At 37.7% G+C, this 26,278-nt stretch carries 22 protein-coding genes and 2 pseudogenes; 10 read left to right on the forward strand and 14 right to left on the reverse strand.

Annotation, left to right across the window (positions count from 1 at the left end):
• Positions 1-47 precede the first annotated feature (47 nt).
• On the forward strand, positions 48-1,112 hold the full coding sequence (locus tag IEX29_RS03715) for an NAD(P)H-dependent flavin oxidoreductase (protein WP_188733177.1): 1,065 nt from the start codon (positions 48-50) through the stop codon (positions 1,110-1,112).
• A 62-nt stretch (positions 1,113-1,174) separates the two neighbouring features.
• Here IEX29_RS03715 and IEX29_RS03720 read toward each other — a convergent pair whose 3' ends face one another.
• The 3 genes from IEX29_RS03720 to IEX29_RS03730 form a co-directional block, all read right to left on the reverse strand.
• Entirely contained in the window at positions 1,175-2,671 is a 1,497-nt protein-coding gene (locus IEX29_RS03720; RefSeq protein WP_188733178.1) for a DHA2 family efflux MFS transporter permease subunit, read from the reverse strand.
• A gap of 167 nt (positions 2,672-2,838) precedes the next feature.
• Entirely contained in the window at positions 2,839-3,729 is an 891-nt protein-coding gene (locus tag IEX29_RS03725; protein ID WP_188733179.1) for a TetR/AcrR family transcriptional regulator, read from the reverse strand.
• 326 nt (positions 3,730-4,055) lie between these two features.
• Complete coding sequence (locus IEX29_RS03730; protein ID WP_188733180.1) at positions 4,056-4,949, reverse strand: LysR family transcriptional regulator; 894 nt, start codon at positions 4,947-4,949, stop codon at positions 4,056-4,058.
• A gap of 119 nt (positions 4,950-5,068) precedes the next feature.
• Between IEX29_RS03730 and IEX29_RS03735 the strand changes: the two genes are divergently transcribed.
• Positions 5,069-6,097 (forward strand): YeiH family protein, encoded by a 1,029-nt coding sequence (locus tag IEX29_RS03735; RefSeq protein ID WP_188733181.1) that lies wholly within the window; start codon positions 5,069-5,071, stop codon positions 6,095-6,097.
• A gap of 68 nt (positions 6,098-6,165) precedes the next feature.
• Here the strand turns inward: IEX29_RS03735 and IEX29_RS03740 are convergent, their stop codons facing one another.
• The gene (locus tag IEX29_RS03740; RefSeq protein ID WP_188733182.1) at positions 6,166-6,591 is read right to left on the reverse strand and encodes a UPF0158 family protein; all 426 of its coding nucleotides are present in this window, start codon (positions 6,589-6,591) and stop codon (positions 6,166-6,168) included.
• Positions 6,592-6,910: 319 nt separating this feature from the next.
• On the opposite strand from IEX29_RS03740, the pseudogene IEX29_RS27295 reads away from it, so the two are divergent.
• Positions 6,911-7,001, forward strand: a pseudogene (locus IEX29_RS27295) (ribosomal protein L7/L12); the annotation flags it as partial.
• Positions 7,002-7,009: 8 nt separating this feature from the next.
• Entirely contained in the window at positions 7,010-7,177 is a 168-nt protein-coding gene (locus IEX29_RS27300; protein WP_444544096.1) for a ribosomal protein L7/L12, read from the forward strand.
• 59 nt (positions 7,178-7,236) lie between these two features.
• Here IEX29_RS27300 and IEX29_RS03750 read toward each other — a convergent pair whose 3' ends face one another.
• Both IEX29_RS03750 and IEX29_RS03755 read right to left on the reverse strand, forming a co-directional pair.
• Positions 7,237-10,443, reverse strand: coding sequence for an efflux RND transporter permease subunit (locus IEX29_RS03750; RefSeq protein WP_188733184.1), 3,207 nt, complete (start codon positions 10,441-10,443; stop codon positions 7,237-7,239).
• A 116-nt stretch (positions 10,444-10,559) separates the two neighbouring features.
• Positions 10,560-11,180 carry a TetR/AcrR family transcriptional regulator gene (locus IEX29_RS03755; RefSeq protein WP_188733185.1) on the reverse strand — a complete coding sequence of 207 codons (621 nt, stop codon included), beginning with the start codon at positions 11,178-11,180 and terminating at the stop codon, positions 10,560-10,562.
• Between the two features lie 215 nt (positions 11,181-11,395).
• Here IEX29_RS03755 and IEX29_RS03760 point away from each other — a divergent pair, with 215 nt between their 5' ends.
• On the forward strand, positions 11,396-11,815 hold the full coding sequence (locus IEX29_RS03760; RefSeq protein ID WP_188733186.1) for an NUDIX hydrolase: 420 nt from the start codon (positions 11,396-11,398) through the stop codon (positions 11,813-11,815).
• A 180-nt stretch (positions 11,816-11,995) separates the two neighbouring features.
• Here the strand turns inward: IEX29_RS03760 and IEX29_RS03765 are convergent, their stop codons facing one another.
• Positions 11,996-13,009, reverse strand: a complete 1,014-nt coding sequence (locus tag IEX29_RS03765; protein ID WP_188733187.1) for an NADP-dependent oxidoreductase — start codon at positions 13,007-13,009, stop codon at positions 11,996-11,998.
• Between the two features lie 214 nt (positions 13,010-13,223).
• On the opposite strand from IEX29_RS03765, the gene IEX29_RS03770 reads away from it, so the two are divergent.
• Entirely contained in the window at positions 13,224-13,934 is a 711-nt protein-coding gene (locus IEX29_RS03770) for a phosphatase PAP2 family protein (protein WP_188733188.1), read from the forward strand.
• Positions 13,935-14,261: 327 nt separating this feature from the next.
• Here IEX29_RS03770 and IEX29_RS03775 read toward each other — a convergent pair whose 3' ends face one another.
• Positions 14,262-15,584: a replication-associated recombination protein A gene (locus IEX29_RS03775; protein WP_188733189.1), complete on the reverse strand. Its 1,323-nt coding sequence runs from the start codon at positions 15,582-15,584 to the stop codon at positions 14,262-14,264.
• Between the two features lie 504 nt (positions 15,585-16,088).
• Between IEX29_RS03775 and IEX29_RS03780 the strand changes: the two genes are divergently transcribed.
• The gene (locus tag IEX29_RS03780; RefSeq protein WP_188733190.1) at positions 16,089-16,514 is read left to right on the forward strand and encodes a hypothetical protein; all 426 of its coding nucleotides are present in this window, start codon (positions 16,089-16,091) and stop codon (positions 16,512-16,514) included.
• 283 nt (positions 16,515-16,797) lie between these two features.
• Here the strand turns inward: IEX29_RS03780 and IEX29_RS03785 are convergent, their stop codons facing one another.
• Together IEX29_RS03785 and IEX29_RS03790 are read right to left on the reverse strand one after the other, a co-directional pair.
• Positions 16,798-17,757, reverse strand: coding sequence for a LacI family DNA-binding transcriptional regulator (locus IEX29_RS03785; RefSeq protein WP_188733191.1), 960 nt, complete (start codon positions 17,755-17,757; stop codon positions 16,798-16,800).
• A gap of 23 nt (positions 17,758-17,780) precedes the next feature.
• On the reverse strand, positions 17,781-18,521 hold the full coding sequence (locus IEX29_RS03790; protein WP_188733192.1) for a metallophosphoesterase family protein: 741 nt from the start codon (positions 18,519-18,521) through the stop codon (positions 17,781-17,783).
• A gap of 331 nt (positions 18,522-18,852) precedes the next feature.
• Between IEX29_RS03790 and IEX29_RS03795 the strand changes: the two genes are divergently transcribed.
• Positions 18,853-19,188, forward strand: a complete 336-nt coding sequence (locus IEX29_RS03795) for a hypothetical protein (RefSeq protein ID WP_188733193.1) — start codon at positions 18,853-18,855, stop codon at positions 19,186-19,188.
• A 204-nt stretch (positions 19,189-19,392) separates the two neighbouring features.
• Here the strand turns inward: IEX29_RS03795 and IEX29_RS03800 are convergent, their stop codons facing one another.
• Positions 19,393-20,355, reverse strand: coding sequence for a cation diffusion facilitator family transporter (locus IEX29_RS03800; RefSeq protein ID WP_188733194.1), 963 nt, complete (start codon positions 20,353-20,355; stop codon positions 19,393-19,395).
• Positions 20,356-20,401: 46 nt separating this feature from the next.
• Positions 20,402-20,710: an ArsR/SmtB family transcription factor gene (locus IEX29_RS03805; protein WP_373290636.1), complete on the reverse strand. Its 309-nt coding sequence runs from the start codon at positions 20,708-20,710 to the stop codon at positions 20,402-20,404.
• A 233-nt stretch (positions 20,711-20,943) separates the two neighbouring features.
• Here IEX29_RS03805 and cax point away from each other — a divergent pair, with 233 nt between their 5' ends.
• Together cax and IEX29_RS03815 are read left to right on the forward strand one after the other, a co-directional pair.
• Positions 20,944-22,002, forward strand: a complete 1,059-nt coding sequence (cax, locus tag IEX29_RS03810; RefSeq protein ID WP_373290637.1) for a calcium/proton exchanger — start codon at positions 20,944-20,946, stop codon at positions 22,000-22,002.
• An 866-nt stretch (positions 22,003-22,868) separates the two neighbouring features.
• Positions 22,869-24,080 carry a DUF418 domain-containing protein gene (locus IEX29_RS03815; RefSeq protein WP_188733197.1) on the forward strand — a complete coding sequence of 404 codons (1,212 nt, stop codon included), beginning with the start codon at positions 22,869-22,871 and terminating at the stop codon, positions 24,078-24,080.
• A 285-nt stretch (positions 24,081-24,365) separates the two neighbouring features.
• On the opposite strand, the gene mqo is transcribed toward IEX29_RS03815, so the two are convergent.
• Positions 24,366-25,844, reverse strand: a complete 1,479-nt coding sequence (gene mqo, locus IEX29_RS03820) for a malate dehydrogenase (quinone) (protein WP_188733198.1) — start codon at positions 25,842-25,844, stop codon at positions 24,366-24,368.
• Between the two features lie 126 nt (positions 25,845-25,970).
• A pseudogene (locus IEX29_RS03825) lies at positions 25,971-26,148 on the reverse strand (DeoR family transcriptional regulator); the annotation flags it as partial.
• Positions 26,149-26,278 lie beyond the last annotated feature (130 nt).

Consider the following 26,278-nt stretch of genomic DNA (forward strand, 5'->3'; position numbering starts at 1 on the left):
ACAGAACTATTTACAACTTTTTCGTCTCATAAAAAGGAGGAGTCATCATGTGGAATCAAAATACATTAACTGAAAAAATCGGCATCTGCTATCCGATTATCCAGGCAGGTATGGCCGGCGGAATAACAACTCCTGAGCTCGTTGCTGCAGTTTCTAATGCCGGCGGACTCGGTACACTTGGAGCGGGCTACCTGAGCCCGGAACAAACTCGGGAAAATATCCAAAAGATAAAACAGCTGACTGATAAACCATTTGCAGTCAATCTGTTTACGCCAGAAATTCCAGAAGTAAAAGATGCAGAAATAGCACAGGCTAATGAATGGCTTCTTCCATTTCGCGAAGAATTGCATATCACTGAAGCCCCGAAAGTAAAAGAAATACAGACTGCTGCTTTCGAACAGCAAATCCAAATTACTATAGAAGAACACGTTCCTGTATGCAGCTTTACATTCGGGATTCCCTCCGAAGATTTTCTTCAGCGCCTGAAGGAAAATCATATTATAGTAATAGGAACGGCTACAACTGTTTCGGAAGCAAAAGCGAATGAAGACAGTGGAATGGATATGGTCGTTATGCAGGGAAGCGAAGCCGGCGGACACCGCGGAACATTTTTAGGTTCTTTTGAAGATGCAATGATTGGAACAATGGCACTTATTCCGCAAGCCGCTGATCAGGTAAATATTCCGCTGATTGCTGCCGGTGGAATCTCTGATGGAAGAGGTGTACTGGCATCCTTCATCCTTGGGGCTCAAGGTGCCCAGATGGGAACCGCCTTTCTTTCCTGCTTGGAAAGCGGTGCAAACACGCAGCATAAGCAGGCTGTTTTGAACATTGAAGAGAATCAATTGGCGATAACCTCCGCCTTTAGCGGGAAGCCTGCCCGGGGTATTCGGAATGATTTCATCAAAAAGATGAAAAAACATGAAAAGCATTTACCGCCGTATCCAATTCAGAACAGCTTAACCAAGCAGATCCGAAGTGAAGCCGGAAAGCAAAACCGCACGGAATGGATGTCATTATGGTGCGGTCAAAATCCACGATCCTGTAAATCACAGTCAGCGGATGAACTAATTGCTTCCATTGTTTCACAAATTGAAAATACACAAATGTAAAAGATATTCTATTCAATAAAAAACAGGATGCCGCTTAAAATGAGTGGCATCCTGTTTTTTATTTATGCTTTTTCTGTTGCAAGGTTTTCTTGTTGTAACTCTGTTTTTTCTGCTTGAGTTGTTCTACCCCGTTTAATAAAGAATGCAAGAATCAACCCGATCACTGCGAATACCGTTGATACCATAAAGGCATCATTGATTCCTGTAACCTGCGCGAGGTGAGCGGCATGCACCATATCCTGCTGATTTGCAGGATCAAAATGATTATCTGCAATAATACCTTCAATACTGTTTTTTGCCTGATTAGTCATTACCGTAACCAGGAATGCAGTACCTATGGCGCCAGCAACCGAACGGACCGTGTTCACCATCGCCGTACCATGCGGATGAAGTCTTGGCGGAAGCTGGTTCAATCCGGCTGTCATAATAGGCATCATAATCATAGACATCCCAAACATACGAATTGTATAAATAGCAATGAGATAGCCATAACTTGTTGTATCTGTCAGCTGCGTAAATAAATAGGTAGTAATAACTGTAATTGCTAAACCTGTAATCGCAAGCGGACGTGCCCCGATTCTATCAAATACTCTACCGGTAATCGGCGACATAATCCCCATGACAATCGCTCCCGGCATCAGCATCAGACCTGAATTCATCGGACTGACACCTAAAACATTTTGCAAATACAACGGAATTAACAGCATTGGAGCAAACATAGCTACTGTAATTGCTATATTAATAACCGTTGTCAGTGAAAAAATACCATCCTTGAAAACCCGGAAATCAAGCATTGGAACCTCTGCTTTAAGCTCGCGTATTACAAACAGAGTTAAACTTATAAATCCGACTACTAATCCTGTAATTACTGTTGCATCTGTCCATCCATTTGTTCCGGCAGTACTGAATCCGTACAAAATTCCTCCGAATCCAAGCGTAGATAACATAATTGCTATGACATCAATTTTCGGGAAGGTCTGTTTTGTAACGTTCTTCAAGAAAATTGATCCCAGAATAATCGTTAAAACAGCAATTGGGAAAATAATATAGAATAATAATCTCCAAGAGTAATGCTCTACAACAAACCCTGATAATGTCGGGCCGACAGCAGGTGCGAAGATAATAGCAATACCAATAATCCCCATTGCCCCTCCGCGTTTTTCAACCGGGAACAAGGCCAATACAACGGTTGTTAACAGCGGCATTATAATTCCTGCCCCAACTGCCTGAATTACCCGTCCAACCATTAATATAGTGAAATCTGGTGCGATTCCACAGATTAATGTACCAGCAGCAAATAGACTGATTGCCGTTAAAAACAGCTGCCTTGTTGAAAATTTCTCCATTAAAAATGCTGTAACCGGGATAAGTACACCGTTAACCAGCATAAACCCGGTGGTGATCCATTGTGCTGTACTCTCTCCAATACTTAAATCCTCCATAATGGAAGGCAAAGCCACATTCATCAACGTCTGATTCAAGAGCGATACAAACGCGCCCATAATGATAACAGCAAGAATAGGGCCTTTTTTTATATTTTTCATTGTTGATTCAGCCATAATTCCTTTTCATCTCCTATTTCTTCTATATATTTATTTCTCTAATAATCTCACCATTGATGGTGGTGTTACTCTTATTTAAATCTATCATTATCATTCAAGAAAAAAAGAATGTTCAAAATCACATTCCAATCCGCCAGGCTTACATATTTCAGCTCTAAAAGCTGTTACGTTGTCTGTAGAGTGTTCAAAAATATATCTATCCGCTGGACAAGCGGTTGGCATTCCTCATCCTGAGCTAAAAACAACAGCAAGGATTTAATTAAGAACATTCTCGGCTTCTTCTCGTAAATCTCTTTTTTTAAAGATTGCATCGCTGAGATATACTCTTCTTTTTCCTCGTCATGCAATTCCAGTTTTTTTATTTTTTTCTCGAGCTCTTCCAGAAGCTGATTAATTTGTTCTTCTGGAGACTTCGATTCTAAATCTGCTTTATAAGCCTCATATTCTTCCATTTTCCGAGGCGTCAAAACTGGCTCTGCGTCTGATGTATGGTAAATCATCGTATCCAATCGTTCTATGACAAAACGGGCCACACTTTCAAAATCAAGCTCCTTGTGGTCACGGAAAATCAGTGAGATATATTCCTTTAATGTTCCCTGAAGCATTAGTGTAAGATCCCAAATATACGGTTTCACTTTACTTCCATATGCCTCAATGAAGCAATCCTTATACCAATTCATCATGCTGATTCTGATTCTTTTCATCAGCAAAGAGATTTTCGGATTATCATGAGGCGGTAATGCCGTGAGCAGCATACTCATATAATCCTTATTTTCACGAATACCGTCAAATTGTACCACAAGCTTTTGAATCAGTTTTTCTTTCGGTGGCAGAGTTGAATCCAGACTAATATTTTCAGCCTGCCGCAGCATTTTTCTTTGATTATGTCGGATAACCTGAATCAAAAGTTCTTCTTTGGAATCAAAAAAATTATATAATGTTCCTTTTGAAATTCTGCATTCATTTGCGATTTCCTGAACTGATGTGGCAGAATACCCTTTTTTAGAAAAAAGATGAATTGCTGCTTGCATAATTTCTTCTTTTTTATCCATCATCTGTCCCCTCTTTAAAACCCATCCTCTATTTATACTTTCTGGTTTTCGCGAAGCAGCTGAATGAGTTACCAATAGTACTTTTCTTTTCATATGACCAGTAAGTCAAATCAGAACTATTAAGTCACTGACATATTATAATTGACTATACGGTTCTTTGTCAACCACTCAGTTCTTTAAATTAATATTTTTTTCTAAGGTGCGAATGTTAAGTAATTATATTAGGACAGTTAAACACATAACAGGAGCTTTCGTTTCGTCATTTCTTATGCGGTAAACTGAATAAAAATGGGAGGTGTACTGTTTATCAGTACTCCTCCCAAGAAATATTAAAGTGTCCGCAGCTGCCTGCTGTCACGCAGCAACTCCATAAAAATCTCCAAAGCATTCGTTTTGAATGGTGATTTCGTTATGATAGAAAACTCTCGTATAAAAGGAAGTCCTTTAATAGGAATAATCTCCAAATCGCCATATTTTACTTCCTTTTGAACAGCCCACTTTGAAAGCAAGGTAATGCCTAATCCAGCCGCAACGGATTCTTTAATAGATTGGGTGCTGCTGAAATGCATCAATCGAAAAGGTGCTATATCAAACTTTTGAAAGAATTTTTCTGTTGCTTCTCTCGTACCTGAACCGCGTTCGCGTACAACCCATGTTTCTTTTACTAAATCACTTAGCTCTATTTCTTCTTTCTTATATAAGAGCTTGTTTTCGGAAGAAGCAACGATGACCATTTCATCTTCTGCAAATTCCTCTGTAATAATTTCTTTCCTGCTAAAATGCCCTTCTACTATTCCTATATCCAGCTGATGCGTTGCAACCAGATCGGCAATTTTAGCTGTATTACCAATCGTTACCGCTGGTTCGATATTCGGGTACCTCTCCAGCATGTCCGCAATAATTCTTGGTAGAACATATTCTCCAAAAGTGTAGCTTGCTCCAATTGCCAGCGGTCCATTAGCTCTATTTACTAAATCATCTACTAAGTTTTGCATCGTTGTATATAAGCCCAATATTTCCTTTCCATAATGATAAACAATCTCTCCGGCTTTATTTAAACGGACGTATTTATTACTGCGTTCTAATAAACGCATACCTACACTATCCTCCAGTGCACGAATATATTGACTGACTGCCGGCTGAGTCATGTAATGCTCCTCTGCAGCTTTGGAGAAACTCTGCTTTTCTGCAACAGTGATAAATATTTGCAAATGATTGTCCATTATCTCACCTTCTTCTATCTGCTTTTTTCTATTATAACAATTTACTTATCTTATTCATTATAATAAATTATTTTTCTTATACATTTATGTTAGCTATGCTATGAAAAGGAGGTGCTTTTATGACTGCACAAGCATCACAACGAAAAAAGCAAAGTAATTTAAATTCTTCGGGAAAATGGATTGGCGGTATTGTATTTACTTTTTTTATTGCTATGCTTGGATTCCTATTAGCAAAAGTTCCCGGCTTCAACCAGGTTGGACAGCTCGCCTGTGCTATTATTATTGCTGTTATTTACAGACAATTTTTCGGTTACCCGGAAGCATTGCGCTCGGGAATTACTTTTTCTTCAAAAAAACTGCTGCGTTTAGCCATTATTTTATATGGATTGAAACTCAATATTGATACAGTTTTTCATGATGGACTGGGACTGCTTGTACGTGATGCTTTTGTTATTCTATTTGCAATAGGTGTGATGATCTGGCTTGGTAAAATATTTAAAGCAGATAAAAATATTACCCTGTTACTTGGAGTTGGTACAGGGGTCTGCGGAGCTGCTGCAATTGCAGCTGTTGCCCCAATTATAAAAACAAAGGATGAAGACACTGCAATCAGTGTCGGAATTATTGCCATGATGGGCACTGTCTTTGCGATTGGATATTCTTTAATACAGCCCTTATTAGCTTTGACATCATTGGATTATGGAATTTGGTCAGGAATCAGCCTGCATGAGCTTGCCCATGTAGCTATCGCTGCAGAGCCTGCCGGAGAAGATGCTTTAGCTGTCGCGCTACTTGCAAAATTAGGGCGCGTATTCTTACTTGTGCCACTCTGTTTTATTCTTATTTATATAATGAGAAGAAAAAACAAAGGGGAGCAAGCACAAAATAAAGTAGATTTTCCATGGTTCCTGCTCGGTTTTATCTTAATGAGTCTTATCGGCAGTTATATCCTCGGAAATATGATTCCTGTTTCTGAGAATATAATGGAAGGTATCTCTGTTGCAACCACATGGATACTGACAGCAGCTATGGTTGGTTTAGGCTTGAATGTCAGCCTTAAGGACTTGCGCTCAAAGGCTCTGAAACCTTTGTTGGCAATTACTATTACATCTATTTTCCTTTCGATTACTGCTTATTTTATTATTTAAATACGTTATAAAAACGACTCTATGAAAGATTAAAAGAGTCGTTTTTATTTCAATCAGAAAATCAGCTTTCACCTTTTACTCACAAATTCTATCCCATTTTCTTCACACCAATTAATGGCTATCTGCCTATATTCGTTGTCCCGATAGGAAAACCATTTTTCCTCCAGTCCCACATCCTGGACTTTATCTTTAAATCGTCGGAAAGCACCACGACCGCGAATAGCCTCTTCTAATTCATCCTGTATTTTCCCTTCTGGCAACGCATAAATAAAACTTTCCATTATATCGTAATCACTAACCTCAAACTGATCAGGAAATCTAACATATTTTTCTTGATTCATTTCTAACTCGTCTTTAAACGCTCTTTGCTCTTTCATGCTAAACATCATTTCGCTATAGAAAATAATTTCTCCCGTTTCAATATTATAAAAATGTTCCACTCCATCCGTTGCCATTTCAATTGTATCAATTACATCCTCCAGTTTAATTTTCATGTTAATTTGCTCCTCTCTATATAAAATAGGACTGTAATCATTCTCCAGACTACTATCTATTTTATAATTATTTCTTTTAAAAGTTAAATAAATGCCTGCTCTTAATTATTGATTTTTATGATTCATGTTATGATAAATGAACAAACAAAACCATCGGAGGGAAAGAAACATGTCCACAGAATTTATTTTAATTGTTGTTATTGTTTTAGCTATTATTTACCTATTAACAACATTACGAGGCAGAAACAAGCACGTTGACAGACAGGAAAAAGAGATGAAATCCCCAGAAGAGATTCTCCCGGAAGTCCAGCAGAGACTTGAATCGGGCGAGGATAAAATTAAATTGATTAAATTTGTACGTGTAGAAACCGGACTTGGTTTAAAGGAAGCGAAGGATCTGGTTGAAGGAAACTTTAAAATGGATTCTCCTGCTTCAGACGCGGACCTTCATCAAAAAGTAAAAGAGATGCTTCAATCCGGATCGGGGCCAATTAAAGCTACGAAATATGTTCGTGAACAAACCGGACTGGGCTTAAAAGAGGCAAAAGATTTTGTAGATCATGTTAAAGAAGAAACAAATATATAATCAAGCAGAATAACAAAAACAGAGGGCAGCCTGCCTGAGCTGCCCTCTGTTTTTGTTATTTATTTTAATTCTTTTTTACGGAATTTAGCAAGTACCTCATAAACAATCGGTACAATAACGAGCGTCAATAGTGTAGAGCTTGTTAAACCGCCAATTACCGTAACACCAAGTCCTTTAGAGATCAAGCCGCCGCCTTCAGCTCCAATTGCCAGCGGGATAAGTGCCCCGACTGTCGCTAGAGCTGTCATCAGAATTGGACGAAGTCTTGTAGAACCAGCTTCCAGCAGTGCTTCTCTGGTAGAAAGTCCTTCTTTCTCCTGATGAATAACACGGTCAATTAATACCACAGCATTGGTTACCACAATACCAATCAGCATTAATGCACCTATCATTGCGGAAACACTCAGTGGTTCGCCGGCAATCCATAGGGCAACTAAGCTTCCTATCACTGTGAATGGCAGTGAGAACAGGATTGCAAATGGAGCTAATGCACCACCGAAGGTAACGACAAGTACAAAGTAAACAATTGCAATTGCTGCAAGCATCGCAAGTCCCAGCTGTGTAAAGGAATCATTGATTTCCTCTGTTACTCCGCCAAATTCTACTTTTACCCCGTTTGGCAGATCTAAATCACTAATCTGTTCATCTACCTCTGTTGACACCGCTCCAGCATCATTTGTTTTTATATCTGCTGTAAGAGATGCATACATTTTGCCGTCTCTGCGGTCAATCGTATCTGGTGATTTTTCTTCTTTGACATCCACTACTTCTCCAACTGTAACCGTTGTTCCCAATGGAGTCCGGATTTCAATATCTGTTAAATCATCTATTGATTTATACTCTTTTTCTTCTGTCTCAACATAGACATTAACATCATCGCCATCATGTTTTACCGTAGTAAGAACCGGCGCTTCTCCCGCATTGCTCAAACTCATACCAACTTGAGCTGCAGTGAGTCCATATTGACTTAATTTTTCCTGATCAGCTACAAGTGTATACTGGTCATATGCTTCTGTCATACTGGATTCTGCTTTCTCCAAGTCACCGTTTTCCTCCAAAATAGGCAGAACCTGGTCAGAAGCAGTTTGAATATCCTCTAAATTATCACCATATACATACAGCTCTAATCCGCTGCCCATGCTGGCAAAGTCCATGCTCTTCCATTCGCCATTTTCCGTATCTTCATTCAGTGCATTAATTACCTTGGCAGGCTCCTCACTGAAATTTTCGAAATCATCATCATACTCGATAAAGAATAACGCAGAATTATCTCCGCCCATTCCCATCATACTAGTCATTGGATTACCGCCGCCGAGTGAATACTGATAAGTAGTAACACCATCACGGTCACTCAAGAAGCTTTCCGCATTACTTGCAGCTTCTTCTGCTTCTTCTTGTGTTTCCCCCGGTTCAGGACTATACGTAGCCATAATCATTTTTTGTTCTTCATCCGGCAGGAAGCTTACGCCAATAACCGGAAGCAGGAATAAACTGAGCACAAGTACGACAACAGCACCACCGAAGGTAACCAGTTTATGGTCTAACACCCAATTTAAAATCCGCTTATAAAAACGTGCCAATTTATTCGGTTTCTCAGCATGAGCACTTTTTTCTTCAAACGTTTTGCTGTTTAATTTCTTCTTATATAAAGAATGTGCAAGCATTGGAACAACCGTCACTGCTACTAATAAGGAAGCAGCGAGCGCAAAAACAACTGCCAGCGCAAATGGCAGGAACAGTTCTCCAACCTGACCGCTTACTAAACCTAATGGTAAAAATACTGCTATGGTTACAACAGTAGATGAAAAGATTGGAACAAACATCTGTCTGGTTGCTTCACGTATTAAATCTTTTCCATGTAACTTTTCACCCGGCAGAGACATTCTCCGGTATATATTTTCCATAACAACAATGGAATCATCAATTACCCGCCCGATAGCTACGGTTAAGGCTCCTAACGTTAAAATGTTCAGCGTAATATCCATTTGCTGTAATAGGAATAACGCTATTAATAAGGATAACGGGATGGAGATAATAGAAATCAATGTCGTTTTTATACTTCTTAAAAACAGTAAAATAATAACGACTGCAAAAATAATCCCAAATAAAGCCTTGCTCAGCATTGTATTAACTGACTGTTCAATTGGTTCTCCCTGATCAAAGGTGGATGTTACTGTAAGTCCTAAATCATCTTCAAAATTTTCCGATTCAGCCTTCACAGCATTTACCACATCTACCGTATTCGCATCCGCACTTTTCACAATTTGAATACCGATAGAATCTTCCCCATTTGTCCGGGAAATAGATTCTGCTTCACCAACAACTTCAATATCTGCCAGTTCATCAAGCTGTACTGTTGGCATCTCAGCCGGAATCTGCTGCCCTGCTTCTGCTTGATCAGGCATGCCGCCATCTGCTTCCGCACCTTGAGCAGAGTCCATCATGGCTTGATCCTGTTCATCCTGTTCCGGCATCCCTTCCGGAGGAGCCATGTCCTGCCCGTCGCCTGCTGCATCACCAGATGGTACTGCCGGGATTTCCAGCTCTTTTAAATCATCCACTGATGTAATATCGCCATCAATTACCACATTTTTTACTTCTTTATCAAAAGTGGTTAATCCAAGCGGGAAAGTAATATCTGAGCCTTGGATAATTTGTTCAATGGTATCCTGATCTAATCCGTATTCATTTAATGCATCTTCATCAAAGACAATGTTAACCTGTTTCATCTGCTGCCCGGTAACCTGAACATCTGAAACTCCATCAATGCCCTCTAAAGCCGGTACAACATCCTGTTCAACACTGTTTGTTAATTCTTCTAAGCTGTGCTCATTATCACTAATGCTTAAAGCCATAACCGGCAGGGCATTGATACTTAATCTGGAAACTTCGGGATTTTCTGCCCCTTCAGGTAAAGAAAGATCAGACAGCGCTTCATTCACTTCATCTGTCGCCTTATCCATGTCCTTATTAAAATCAAATTCTAATTGAACAGAGGATACATTCGCCATAGAAGAGGAAGTAACATTTTCTATCCCTTCTAAATTCTGCACCCGCTGTTCAATCGGTTCTGTTACTTCATTAACAATTTCATCCGGAGCAGCTCCAGGATAAGTTGTCATAACAGAAACATTCGGAAGTGTAATATCAGGCATTGTTTCTTGTTTCATGTTTAAGCCTGCATACAAGCCCGTAACAACTATCATAATGGTAAGAATCCATATGGCAAATTTATTATTAAGCGAAAAATTAATAATCTTCTTCAAATAGCACACCTTCTTGTATAATATGTTTAAAATCTAATTGCTTATATATACTGCTGTGTCTCTTCCAGACTTTGCTGATAAAAAAGATTCACAGGCTTATGATCTTTCTCTTACCTTTACTCACTCCCTCTATATAGCCCCTTTTTAAGTAAATTTATTTCAAACAGATATTTATTCAGCGCATCCTCGAATGTACTCTGTCTGGCAAACTGTTTCATTAAATTTTGAAATGTTACTGCCATCATAATTTCCATTACATGAACAACTTCTTCTTCATTTGAAATGTTCAGCTTCTTCTTATCAATACCTGTTATTACCTCTAAAAATGGTTTGCTGATTCCAGTTTCACTAAAATCATTAAATATTTTATTTTCCATCTTATAATCCATATTTAAAAATACATTTCTAAAAAAATCACGATTTTTTTGCACCTGGAATTCCTTTAGCATTCTTTGGAAGGTTTCCGTAAAGGTTTCAAACAAATCCCCGTTGTTTTTCCTCAGAATAGAGATAAATTCCTCACTATTTAATTTCATCTGTTTTTCTAACAGATAATAAAAAGCATCCTCTTTACCGTCAAAATACTGATAAAAGCTTCCTCTTGGTATATCTGCATTTTTAATAATATTTGAAACAGATGCCTTATTTAAAGGCTTATTCGAAAACTCCTTTTTAGCTGCTGAAAGTAAATTATCCTGTTTTTCTTTTGGCAAATTAAAAAATGTTTGTCTAGGCACAATCCCCCTCCTATCTAAATATGACACTTTGTCGCATCTGAACTTGATTAATCTTATATGATAAAGATTTTATTGTCAATTTTAAAAGCGACATGCTGTCACTTTTAAAAAATACTATTCTACGTGACTTATATAGGAAATATGATATATTTAGTGCGGAACCCTGAATCATGGTTATTAAGGTAGATTACATATTATATAACAGAGGTGCCGTTATGAATACAGTGAAAAAAGTTTACGGCTACTTAACAAGACTAAAAGATAATAAAATACAAGTACTTGTTTTCCAGCATCCTAACCTTGAGGCCGGAATGCAGATACCTAAAGGAACAGTAGAAACGGGAGAAGAAATTGATTTTGCCATCATTCGGGAAATGCAAGAAGAAACAGGATTACAAAAGTTTAAAGTTGAGAAATTAATTGCAGAGTACTTTTGGAAAAATGATGATGGAGTTATTCACAACAGGTTCTTTTACAGGATAAATGTAACTGAAGCTCTTGATGAATGGAAGTATCAGCCAACAGGAGGAGGTGAAGAATCAGGACTGACGTTCCGCTATTTTTGGATTTCTTCTCCGCATGAAGCAGAACTCGTCCGGGGACATGGAGATTACTTAGATTATATTTTTCAATAGGTTTTATTCATCTATAATTACACGTCTGTAGATTATCTTCATTTTTCCTATTATTCTTCTTTTCGGCGTAATAGGTATAAGTGTAATTCACTCCCCAAAATAACGTGATAACTGAAATACATAAAGAAGCCGCTTCATTCAAATTATATATGAATAGAGCGGCTTTCTTTTTCTATAAATCTATTCCTTATCAGCAACCTTCACAAGCTGCTTCCCAATATTTTCACCGGAAAACAACCCCAGAAAAGCGTCCGGAATAGCATGAAATCCTTCATGGATGGTTTCTTCAAATTTTAATTCCCCATTAGAAACAGCTTCTTCCAACGCCTGATATGCTTCATCATAATGTTCTGCAAAGTCACCAACCAGCAACCCCTGCATTTTCACACGGGATTTAATAAGGAATTGCTGAACACGAAGACCAATATCTTTCTCCCCTTCTTCTAAGTTATATGCAGAAATGGAGCCACATACAGGGACACGGGCGAATACATTTAACAGCGGCCAGACAGCATCTGAAATATCCCCGCCGACATTTTCATAATAGACATCAATTCCATTCGGACATGTCTCCATCAGCTGCTCATTGATATTCCCTTTTTTATATTCTACTGCAGCATCATATCCCAGGGTTTCTGTAATATACTTGGCCTTTTCCTCTGACCCGACGATTCCGACAACGCTTGCTCCAGCTTTTTTTGCCAATTGTCCTGCCACCTGCCCGACTGCTCCTGCCGCTCCTGAGACAACCACTGTTTCTCCTTTTTTCGGCTCTCCGATATGCATCATTCCAAAATATGCGGTAAGCGCAGGCATTCCCAGTACACTAAGCGCATTGCTTGGGCTTAAGCCGTTTGTTCTGACCTTCCGGACCTTATCTGCTTTGACAACATTGTATTCCTGAAATTCAAGATTTCCAGTCACTAAATCACCTGAAGTGAATTGATCGCTGTTTGATTTCATTACTTGGCTGACATTTCCTCCCACTAAAGGAGCTCCTACTTCAAAAGGCGCTGCATACGAAGGTGCATCAGACATTCTTCCTCGCATATACGGATCAACAGAAACATATAACGTTTTCAGTAAAACTTCATTTTCCACCGGTTCAGCGACTTCAACTTTTTTAAATTGAAATGTATCCTTATTCGGCAATCCATTTGGCCGTTCTTGTAATACCAATTGTTCTTGTTTCATTTCTATTTCCCTCCTTGATTTGCGATTGATAGAATAGTAATTCGTAATTACCATATTTCTCTTTTCCTTTCTATATAAAAGTGTAAACATATTAAATTCTCACTATCTAAAATTTTTTCTGCTCTAGGCATGCAAAAAAAACTATTATTAGGTACAATAAGAGTTCTAAACCAACTAATGATAAGAAAACATTTACAGAAAGAAGGTTATTACATTGAGAACACAAAAAGTATCTCCGATGCCTTTTTTTATAGTAGGGATACTATTTTTAATTTTATTTGGCATTATTTCCTGGGGGGTGTATTTTGATAGCAACTGGATCAGATCTTTTGATTTAACATGGATTGACTGGATTCAGGGTTCTATCTCGGAAGGAAAGACATCTTTTATTATGAAAATTACAGAGCTCGGCAATATGAAGCTGGTTATTGTATTAACGATTATTATTGCTATTGTATTATTCATTAAGCGTAAGTTTGCAGAAGGATTATGGTTTGGCGGGACAATTCTTTTTTGTGCAGCAATCGGCGGAAAATTACTAAAGAAAATATTTGACCGTGACCGGCCGACATTTTTGCAGCTTATTGAAAAAACAAATGAAAGCTTCCCAAGCGGACATGCTACTGCAACAACAATTTTCTATGGATTTATCGGAGTAGTGCTTATACTTACTGCCGTTCATATTTGGAAAAAAGTAATTATCGGCTTCATCACACTTATATGGATTGGCTATATATTGTTTACAAGAATTTATTTAGGCGTTCATTTCCCTACTGATGTACTTGCCGGATTTTTATATGGGACAGCTGCCGTATTCATTTCCATAGGTGTCTATTTGCTTGTTCAGCAGCCCCTTCGTCATCTGCTTCGAAAACTGAATCTAGTTGATAAGAGTGATACCTTTGAAAGAGCGGAAAATTACTAAAAGAAGAAGGTAAGTCACAACGAAATCGCCAGACTGGACAGTGAATCATTATATACAATATCAACATATAAAAAGAAAAATCCGAACTTATCTGAATCCTAAAGAATTCATCATAATAGTTCGGATTTTTTATTGGCTGAAATATTTATATTACAGCCTTTTCGAAATTTGCGGCGAAAGAACATGCAGTTCACATCTGCATATATTACACGGTGTCTCTCGGCTTACGCAAATCAGCTCATCGCAGTATAAAGTATAGCATTGTTTTGGTTAAAACACCATACTGTTTTCCCACTATCTTGTTTCCATAACTTCATTCGTCAAATCTTAATGGTTTCGCTCATGCCAATTTTTAACATAGTTTAATCTATCTTTAAATTTTTTCTCGTTTCCCTGCTCCGTTGGAAAATAATACTGCTGCCCCTCCAATGAAGGCGGCATTGTTTTCATGGTTGTTAATTTATCCTGTTCATTATGTGAATACTGATAACCTTTTCCATAATCCAGTTCCTTCATTAATTTTGTCGGTGCGTTCCTTATTTGCAATGGCACAGGTTCATTGATAGATTCCTTTACATCCTTCTTCGCCTTCTGCCGTGCTTTATACACAGCATTTGATTTTGGTGCCAGAGATAAATAAATGACAGCTTCGGTAAGATGCACATCACATTCCGGCATTCCGATATACCGGCAGGCTTGGAATACATCAGTTGTTATTGTCAGGGCACGTATATCAGCCAGTCCGATATCTTCACTCGCAAAGCGGATTAATCTTCTGGCAATATATATCGGATCCTCACCTGATTCCATCATTCTTGAAAGCCAATAAATTGCAGCATCCACATCACTATTCCGCATCGATTTATGCAGTGCAGAAATGATATTATAATGCTCTTCTCCGCTTTTATCATATAGGAAAGAGGTTCGGGTAATCAGCTGTTCCAGATTAGACTCATTAATATAGAAACCTTCAGGGCTTGAATCACTATTTAAAACAGCCATTTCCAGCGTATTTAGCGCGCTTCTTGCATCCCCATTGGCAAATTTCGCAATTGCTTCCAGACTTTGATCTGTTATTTGGATATTCTTATCACCAAACCCGTACGGATGATTTATCGCATTCTTTAACAGGTTTACAATATCAGATAGTTCCAACTGGTTTAAAACAAATACCTTGCTTCTCGATAACAGTGCGGCATTAACTTCAAAGGATGGATTCTCTGTTGTTGCTCCAATTAAAATAATACTGCCATTTTCTACGTAAGGGAGAAAAGCATCCTGCTGTGCTTTGTTGAAACGGTGTATTTCGTCAATAAAAATAATCGTTTTTTCACCTAAATCAAGCCTTGCTTCAGCTTCTTTCATAATTACTTTAATATCCTTGATACTGCTGTTTACAGCAGAAAGATTAATAAATTTTGATTCTGTTTTATTGGCAATAATTTCAGCCAGGGTTGTTTTCCCCACTCCCGGAGGTCCCCAAAAAATGATCGAGGTAACCTGATCATTTTCGATAATTTCGCGCAAAACCTTCCCACGGGCTAATAGATGCTGCTGACCGGAAAATTCATCCAATGTTTTTGGCCGGACGCGGCTGGCAAGTGGAGAATTTCTTTTATTATCCTCTGCAAAAAGTGATTCCTGTTTCATTAGGCTCACCTCTCTTTTGAATGATTTGCATGTTAAGATTGAAACATTTTATTCTGAGTCTAAAACAAGCAGTTGCTTTAGCTCCACTTTTTCTGAAATGCGCCTTAAAAGAACGTTTGTTCTATTATAGCAAATCTTTATCTATTTGCAAAGTTTTTCAAAATCAAGAAAGCAGTACTTATAAAACTTTTTTATCTTCCATTCTTCTTAACCTTTTCCCTTTTGATAGATTTATACACAATTAGAAGCTAATTTCCTTTATGTTATAATAGAATAAAATGAAATTTCAATCAGTGGAGTTTTCTTTTTCCCTATACTCTCTAAGAAACAAAAGCTGCGTTCCTAATGTACTATTGTAACGCCTTCACTATCTACATCCTGCATGTCGTTACTGACTGTCCGGGCTCCACTTAGAATTTTCGATTTTTCCTCTCTTCAGGAAGCTGGAATCTTATATCCCATTAAGCTGCGGTAAAATAAAAATATTTTCAAGGAGAATCAAATATGCTGTTTATACAAATCTTTTTAATTGTTATTATCATTGTTGGAATTATATATTTATTATTCTTACGCAAAAGAAATAAATATAATCCATCACAATCACAGAGGGATCCTTTTGAAGTTATTTTAGAAGCTACAGAGATGCTCGAAAACAAAGAAGATAATGCATCACCCTTAAAATTTCTACGAATAATGAAATATGTGCGGCAGGAAACTGGCATGGGCTTCTTTGAGTTAAAAAGATATGTAAAAAACTCTACGTCCCCATATCTAAAATTAGAAAACCCGGAAGTCGTAGAACATTTAAAGGATTTGCTGCAAAAACATGAAAGTGAACATAATGCGGTTAAATATGTGCAGGATTATAGTGGTTTAAGCTTTGAGAAGGCAAAGGACTACATTGATAATTTCAAAAAAACAATGCTGTAAGATAACTTTTCACTGCTCTTTTCTTATTACAACCCGATTCATTTTTTTAATGAAAAAGTACTTGACCTGAAATCGTTATCAGAAAGTACACTCAATTTAAGAAACAGCCCGGATTATTTTTAGTATAGAGTCTGAATATTATGATGAGTGTAACTGAAAAAGGGCATGATCATTATAATATTTCGGTATTCTTACTAAGTCCGGGCTGTTTTTGTGCTGATATTCTTTTTTCCTAATGAAAACAGCAAGCATTACGAAAATATTGCTGCATTATTATAAGTAATTATACTGTCGACCTTTCAATTAAATCAGCCGAAACCTCTTTGTGGGAAATCCTTTCAGATATGACCTGCTCAAACAGATGCTGTCCGATGGAGTATAAAGGAATATCGACCGTAGTAATATTCATGGCACGGGCAATTGGCTGGTCATCAAACCCAATAACCGCCAAGTCTTCCGGTATTTTAAGGTGATATTTAGAGCTCGATGTAATTATTCCGGCCGCTACTTGATCACTTGTAGCCAGGATAGCTGTAGGCCGCTCACGAAATGCTTCCATTTCTTTCAGAATACGTTCCCCATCTTCTATATGGAGACATTTTTTAAAAATATATTTTTCATTATAAGGCAACCCTTTTAATTTTAGAAAATCATGGTAAGCACGTTCACGCTGCCCGCTGTTTGTTCCTTCCAGCCTATTTATAGAAAAACCAATTTTCCGGTGTCCACGCTCATAAAGGTATTCCAGGGCTTTTATAAAACATGTATAATGATCAATAAATGTATAGCTTAACGGTGTATCCTCTCCATCCTCAAAAAGAACGATATTGCCATACTGCTGATAGCTTTCCACTATATCTAAGGAGATTTTTCTGGAACAAATGATCAGGCTGTCAATTTGCTTTAACTTTAACATATCCAGGGCTTCTTTTTCCTGATGCTCATGATATCCGGTCTGATAAAGCACCAATTTATATTGATGAACAGAAGCTGCCTGTGATATCCCCTGAACCAGATTTGAAAAATACGGCTGGTCAAGAAATGGCAAAACAACACCAATTAAGTTTGTTTTTCCTTTCTTCAAGTTTACTGCATTAATATTTGGAATATAGCCAGTTTCTCTAATTGCTTTTTTAACAGCTGCTTCTTTTTCTTCCTTTACATAAGGTTGATTGTTCAATACACGTGAAACTGTAGTAACAGATACACCGGCAGCTTTAGCAACATCGCGAATATTTGCCATTTTCTCCCCCCTGAACTCCCTGTTTAGCCTTTTTCATTACTTATATAGGTTGTCTGATAGGAATCTCCCGTAATAATTAAACAGTTCAACCTGCCGCCATAAGCACATGCCCCATCAATATCAATCTTCTTATTATCGAAAAGAATGCTATTATCTTTGTTTCCACGAACAGATTGAGTCGGTGTATGCCCGTGAACAACGGTAAAATCATAAGGATGATCAAATCCTAAAAATTCATGACGAATCCAGATTTTATCGTAATCAGGAGTATCCCGCCAATCATCCAATGACGGATTAATACCTGCATGGACAAAGAGATGCTTTTCTGTTTCATAGTAATAAGGCAGGTTGGACAGGAATTCTAAATGCTCCCTATCTTTTTCTTTAATCAGCTGCTTTGCAGAATGTAAATATTCTCCTGCAGCATCATCTGGAAAATAGTCTTTTCCTACATAAGATTCCAGCGTAGTCATCCCGCCGTTAATTAAATAACGCCGCTCTTTGTCTGGATTATTACTAAATATAAACTCCAAAAACATTTGATCGTGATTGCCTCTTAAAGCAATGGCCCCCTCTTCTACAAGTTTCATTATGTAAGCAACTGTCTGCTTCGATTCAGGACCTCTGTCAATATAATCTCCAAGCAGAATGAGCTGGTCTTCTTCCGGATTATACTTATTTAATTGTAACAGCTCTACAAGCTCTTCATAGCAACCATGAATGTCACTGATAGCCAGGATTTTTTTCTTTGAAATGGTAATCACTCCTTTGGTTTCAATTATAACATGCTTAAATCATAGTTGTTGATAGCAGATTTTCTGCAGGATAGTATTTAGCCTGTTACTTTTTTCGATTTTACCCGTTTCATTATCCTGTTCAATGGGATTGACGCAAGTTACTATTTCGAGAGTTATTCTCAATATAGTATTAAAAAATTATAAGGTAAAAATTTATTTGTATCATCTACTATTTGAGGGTTAAAGCCTCCGCTCACAACATTCCTGGATTATGATAATACTTGATTAAATAATTACCTCAAGCACTTTCCAATCTACAAAATTTCGTTTATACTGCTTACAAAGGGAGGTGAAAACCATGGAAAAAGAACCGATGTTAAAAGAAATACTGCATGCCTTAGAGCTTCATTCTCAGCATATTGATAAAAGGTTTGAACAAATGGATTTCAAGATGGATAATATGCGGACAGACTTGGAAACGAAAATGGATAACGTGCGGACAGACTTAGAAACAAAAATGGACAACATGCGGGCAAATTTGGAAGCCAGGATGGACAGAGGCTTTGATCACTTGGGAAGAAAAATAGACGGGGTTCGAACTGATTTAACAGAAACCCAGGATACTACCGACTTTTTACTAAGTAAAGCTGCCCAGCACGAGAAAAAACTCCGCCATTACTCAGAACCGCAATAACGCTTCCCTAATTATTTCATCCTAAAATGTTAAAAATCCCCTGCTTATCACCAATATACCAGAGTAGGGGATTTATTTATTCATGATATATTTTTGTCTGCTTTATTCTGTAATACCGTACTATAGAAGCTGATAAAATTATTGTTGCACACATAGAAAAAGAGCTATGCCGCAATAACATAACTCTTTATTTTCTATTTTTTTCTAATGACTATGGCTATGATGATGCTCTGCAGCAATGTCATAATCTGCATGACACAGAATTGAATTTTCATGTGGATGTGTATCTGTTTCTACCTGAATAGTAACATGCCCGATACCTTTATGCCCTAGTTCATCCTCAACCGTACGAAGCAATAATTGACTTTCCTCCACCATCATGCTGCCGTCTACAATAATATGACAGGAAAGCGCGTTTTGCCCGCTTGTAATACTCCATACATGTAAGTCATGGATACCCCTGATACCTTCTACATTCTCAATCGTTTTCACAATTTCTTTTAAATCTACATTCAACGGTGCTCCTTCCATCAAAATATGAACGGAATCCTTTGTAACACGCCAGCCGCTGACTAAAATCAGCACTGCAACCAGTACACTCGCTACGGTATCTGCCCACATCCATTGGAAGAAAATCATCAGGAGTGCTGCTGCAATAGCTCCGACCGAACCAAGTAAATCGCCGAGAACATGCAGGAAAGCTGCCCGCATATTCAAATTGTCCTTCGTATCTCCACCACGCAGCATGGTAAATGCAACAAGAATATTTACTGCTAAACCAATTACAGCTATAACCAGCATACCGGAAGAAGCTACTTCAGGAGGATCAAATAATCTCTGAAATGCTTCATAAAAAATAAACAGTGAAACAGCGAGTAAAGTGACACCATTCAAAATTGCCGCCAAAATTTCAAAGCGTTTGTATCCATAGGTCTTCGCTTGATTTGCAGCTCTTTCACCTAATATAAAAGCAACCAGAGCAATCAATAAAGAAATAGAATCACTCAGCATATGCCCAGCATCTGCCAATAGAGCCAGACTATTTGTAAGAATACCGCCGATTACTTCGATAACCATAAACACTGTAATAATGATAAAACTGATTATAAGTGTTTTTTTATTAGCACCATGCGTATGATCATGACCATGGTGATGTCCCGCCCCCATATATTAACCTCCTTATTTAAAGATTATATGAATTTATAAATACCTGTTAACTGTGGCTTGCATGATCTATCATTTGTTTTAAAATAAGCATCACATGCTCATCATCAGGCGAATAATAAAGCGTTGTCCCTTCACGCCGATACTTGACAAGACGTAAATTCTTCAAGAAACGCAATTGATGAGATACCGTCGATTGTCTGATATCTAAAGCCTCTGCGATTGCATTAACGGAGCATTCTTTTTTAAAAAGTAAATGAAGAATGCGGATTCTCGTTGGATCGCCCAATGCTTTAAATGTTTGTGATACGATAAATAATGTTTCGCTGTCCAGATCTTCAGAAGAACTACTTTCCACTTTGTGCTCCTCCAATGTATGAATTACCTCCTTTTATAAGTTTGGATAATAATATAATTATTTAACCTAATATTCATTATATGAACATATTATCATATAAGCATATATATTACAATTATAATATTACAACTATTATTTGCCCCACCGGGAACATGAAGCTCCTTCCTTTAAAATAATATCCAACAAATATGGGTAACCTATTGCTATCTAAATCTAGAAAACGGAGGATGACGATGAATAAATTATTTATGATTTTCGTTTTCATTGGACTGCCGCTCTCCATCATCGGTTCTATCTTTCATTGGTCGGCCACTATTATGTTCATCATCTATTGTTTGACGATTATTGCTTTAGCCGGCTTTATTGGCAGAGCCACTGAAAGTTTAGCAATCGTTTTAGGTCCAAGAGTCGGCGGTTTACTAAATGCAACTTTTGGAAATGCGGTTGAACTTATTATTTCTATCTTTGCACTGAAGGCTGGACTTATTGGAATTGTGCTGGCTTCATTAACAGGTTCCGTATTAGGTAACTTACTGCTTGTCGGCGGGCTATCCTTCTTCGTAGGCGGTCTGAAATATAAAAGGCAATCTTTCAGCGTTTATGATGCACGTCATAATGCAGGAATGCTAATTTTTGCTGTTATTGTTGCCTTTGTTATTCCTGAAGTTTTTACCCATACGATGAATGAACAGGAAACGATGATTCTAAGTGTCGGGACAGCTGTTATTTTAATCATATTATATTTGGCAGCATTGTTATTTAAGTTCGTCACTCATCGCGGGGTTTATCAAACAGACAATACTCCAGTGGAGCCTGGTCATGAAGAAAATCCTGAGTGGGGAAAGGGAAAAGCAATTTCAATCCTGGCACTTGCAACGGTTGCTGTCGCCTATGTTTCAGAGCATTTGGTATCCACCTTTGATGTTGTCGGGGCTGTATTCGGATGGTCTGAATTATTTATCGGGATAATTATTGTCGCCATTGTCGGGAACGCGGCAGAGCACGCATCAGCAATCATCATGGCATTTAAAAATAAAATGGACGTCGCTGTTGAGATTGCTGTCGGATCTACATTACAGGTGACCATGTTTGTCCTGCCGATTCTGGTGTTGTTATCCCTCTTCTTTTCAACACCAATGCCGCTTGTCTTCACATGGCCGGAGCTGATTAGTATGGTGACAGCTGTATTATTAATGATTACCATATCGAATGATGGAGATTCCAACTGGTTTGAAGGACTCGCTTTATTAGCTGCATATGTGATTATGGGAATCGGATTTTACTTTATTTAAAGATAGGAAATACATTTTATATAGACAGCGTTTTTATAGCGGTTGCCCTTTATAAATTTAAAAGGCAACCGCTTTTTTATGTAGTGGATTTTCAATTATATTTCCGGATATAAGAGAAAAAACTCCTGTATAAGATCTGCTTTTATATTAACTCAACTTTCGCACCTGAGAATAAGCATCTATACCTTGCTATTCCATGATGAACATGTTCTTCATTATCCTGTTAGCATTTTGTTAAATCATCTTTTTTTATTGAAAGGAAGATTGTGTATAGCGAATGAAAAAACTCATAGCCTGATGGAATTGGATGAAATAATCGCTTTTAGCTCGATGGAAAGATCATTTTAGCATTTCAAATGGTTGAATTGGCAATTTAAATGACGATACGGCATGAATAGTAATTATTAGGAATAGCTTGGGACAGAAAGTAATCGTGATAGAATGTTTTACCTGATCTAACTTCTATTTAGTCAGCTGTTTCAGCTTGTATAGAACATCCTTCTAGCGGAGGTGGACCGTTTTGACTCCTGAGGGATCAGCACCATCTGAAGATCCACTTTTGCCAAGTGCTCTTCTTGGCAAAAGTTAGCTGAAGAGCGTGCCCCTAGGAAAGCAAAACGGTCCGCCGTAGCGGTAGCTTTACACTTTACCTTCTATCTTTGTCAAGAGATAGATGGAAAGAACGATCAATACCTATTACTATGATAAGAAATTTATTTTTTAGGGAGTGAAAGTTGAGATATTAATTAATTCCCTGCTTTCAAATTTTAATCAACCTACTTTATAAACCCTTTAGAATTATTTTTTACAATCAAATTATTCATTACAACACATTATCATTTTATGTCAGAAAGGAAGATGAAATAATGAATTTTAAATCGGCCAACAAGCGGATAATACTTTTGGACATTGTCCGGGGTTTGGCCATTCTCGGTATTCTTTTGGTTAATATGCTTTTTTTCACTACCTCTTTGCAGGCTATTCAATTCCAATTGGAATTATGGCCTGGCTGGTGGGATCAGGCGGTACAATCCTTCATTGATTTCTTTGTCTCCAGCAAATTTATTGCTGTTTTTTCTTTTTTGTTCGGATACAGCATGATTTTAATGAAGGATAGCGCCTTAAAAAGAGAACGCCATTTTGTGCCTATCTACACCCGCCGTCTGCTTGCATTACTTTTATTCGGGTTGGTTCATGGATGGTTTATCTGGTATGGAGATATTCTCTTTCATTATGCCTTACTTGGTTTTCTCTTATTGCTCTTCCACAAACGGTCAGCGAAAACACTGCTGGTCTGGGCCTGTCTTCTAATTCTTCTTATTCCTGGACTGTTGCTGTTCAGCGGTACAGATGGAAGCTATGAGCCTAACCCGGAATGGATGGAGCAGGTTCATCAATGGGTTGCTGCTGATGAAGCAGTGTACGGCAGTGGCTCCTGGGCAGAAATTCAAGAGCTCCGGATAAGAGATTGGAATTCCTCCGTGATGAATCAAATTATCTTTTATCCGCAAATTCTCGGATTGTTTCTGCTGGGAGCTTATTTTGCAAAGAAAAAATGGTTTTCAAATATAACCGAAAATTACTCTCAACTATTGCAGATTTGTCTATGGACAGGCGGTGTCGGTTTTCTATTACAGCTTATCCCTGTACTTTTAAAGCTGACTATGAATTCGACAGCAATGCTGATGAATCAATTAGAAGTTCTTCAGTATCTGCTCGGCGGCCCGTTGATTGCTGTCTTCTATATTACTTTGATTGCTTTATTAATCCAAAAAGGCACATGGGGACGGTTATTAAGTCCATTGGCCAGCGTTGGCCGTATGGCATTCACTAATTATATTATGCAATCTGTTATCTGTACTATGATTTTTTACAGCTATGGACTTGGCTTATTTGGTAAGATCGGTCCTGCAGCAGGTTCATTGCTTGCTGTCCTGATCTTTGTCGTACAGATTATATGCAGCAACCTCTGGCTTCGTTATTTCCGAATGGGACCTTTAGAATGGGTTTGGAGAGGAATTACTTATTTGTCCTTACCGCCATTAAAAGCAGAGAAATCTGTCAAAGATTCGAAATGAGAATAAGATACAATAGTATTAAAATAAATTTTGTTTAGAAAACTTGGCCGGTACAAAATCTTTGGTTGACAATCTCAGTTGTACTTATGCAGTAAGAAAGAGCTTATGCTTTTTTAACTACAAAAAATGCAATGCAACTTACCAAAGAAATCTGTTTTTTTACTAAAGAAACTCCAATGGCTTAAAGTCATTATAAAACGCAGCTTCAATCATAAAGAAAAGCCTAAAAAAGCTCATTCAAAATGAAATTATCATTATGAATGAGCTACTTCTTCTTATATTATTTTACAAATTCAATAATTGTGAACTTGAGTTACTCACCTCTTGGAGAAGTTCTGCATTTTCCGCTAATGATTCATCAAAAGATGGAATCATTTCCTTTAGTTTTGGTTGCCAACCTTCGAGATATTGGGAGAAATTATACTTCAAAACTTCTAACACAATTGCGACAGAAGTTGAGGCACCTGGTGATTCGCCAAGCAGCGCTACCATTGAATGATCTTCTGAATGGATAATTTCTGTTCCAAATTGAATAATTCCTCTTCCTGAACCATCGATATCCTTAATTACTTGTACACGTTTACCAGCTACGACTAATTCCCAATCTTCATCTTTTGCATGCGGCACAAAAGTGCGCAATTTTTCCATTCGTTTTGCCTTGGAAGCAAGAACTTGTTCAATGGAATATTTGATGAGTGAAGTATTTTTAGCAGCCGCCGCCAACAGTGTCAACATATTATCTCGTTTAACTGATTTAATAAAATCCATATTAGAGCCCTTCTTCAGAAACTTTGGACCAATACCCGCAAATGGTCCAAACAATAGGGTACTTCTACCTTCTATATAGCGTCTATCCAAATGAGGTACGGTCATTGGAGGTGTGCCATCGGGTTCTTTTCCATAAACTTTCGCTTCATGTTGATTGACAATGTCAGGATTCGTACAAACTAAAAACTCTCCGCTGATTGGAAAGCCGCCAATGTGCTTACTTTCGGGAATTTTTGTTTTTTGTAATAAAGGAATAGCACCGCCGCCAGCTCCAATAAATACGAAATCAGCTGTATGATATTCAATTGTATCATCTTCTAAATTACGTACGCTAACCTCCCATGATCCATCTTCTTCGCGTTTTATATCAGTGACAGTACTTTTGTATTGAACGCTGATATGATCTTGCATTTCTAAGTTGGTAACCATTTTACGTGTCAGCTCACCAAAATTAACATCTGTTCCCGAATTCATTTTAGTCCCTGCAACAGGCTCTTCCGATGTACGTCCTTCCATTATTAATGGCATCCATTCTGATAATTGTTGTAGATCCTCAGAATACATCATCGTCTCAAACATTGGAAGGGTAGATAGAGCGTTATAACGTCTCCTTAGAAAGTCGACGTGTTTTTCACCATATACAAAACTGATATGTGGTAGCGGCCGGATAAAGCTTTGTGGGTCATCAATGTCATTCTCTTTTACCAGATGAGCCCAAAATTGTTTTGAAATTTGAAACTGTTCATTAATTTCAACTGCCATATCTGTATCAATGGAGCCATCTGCCCGTTCAACGGTATAGTTTAACTCACATAATGCAGCATGTCCTGTACCTGCATTGTTCCATTCATTAGAACTTTCATTTCCAGGCTGGTCAAGCTTTTCAAAAAGTTTAATATTCCACTTTGGTTCTAATTTATTTAAGAACGTGCCAAGTGTTGTACTCATAATACCAGCACCAATTAAAATAACATCCTTTTTTTGTTTATCATTCAACTTTTTCCCCTCCAATTTATAATGAAGATTCCGCCAATGGCCTACGCTTGGTAATGATTCAGATTGTAAAATTTCATTTGATATTCACCGTTCTAACTATAAAAATGCTGAAACGGAAGATGTATTTATACTAACGGGGCCATCCTGACTTCTGATTAACTTTTTTCGTTTTTCTAACTTTTCTAAACCCCGACGAACCGTCTCTTCGGTTATTGAGAAAATTTGTCTCAGTTCAGACAAGCGAATACTTTTTTCTTTCATTAATTAGTTCAATTATTTTTTGATGTCTTTCAGCAACAAGCATGTTATTTCCCTATTTCTTATTCCATCACCTTATCTTACTCTTATAGACATTATAACAATAATGCCTACATGATAGAACTATAACCAATTGAAGATAGCAGGTTCTCTCCATATAAAAAAACCTGAACCAA

It is taken from the genome of Oceanobacillus neutriphilus (assembly GCF_014645515.1).
Classification (GTDB): Bacteria; Bacillota; Bacilli; order Bacillales; family Amphibacillaceae; genus Oceanobacillus; species Oceanobacillus neutriphilus.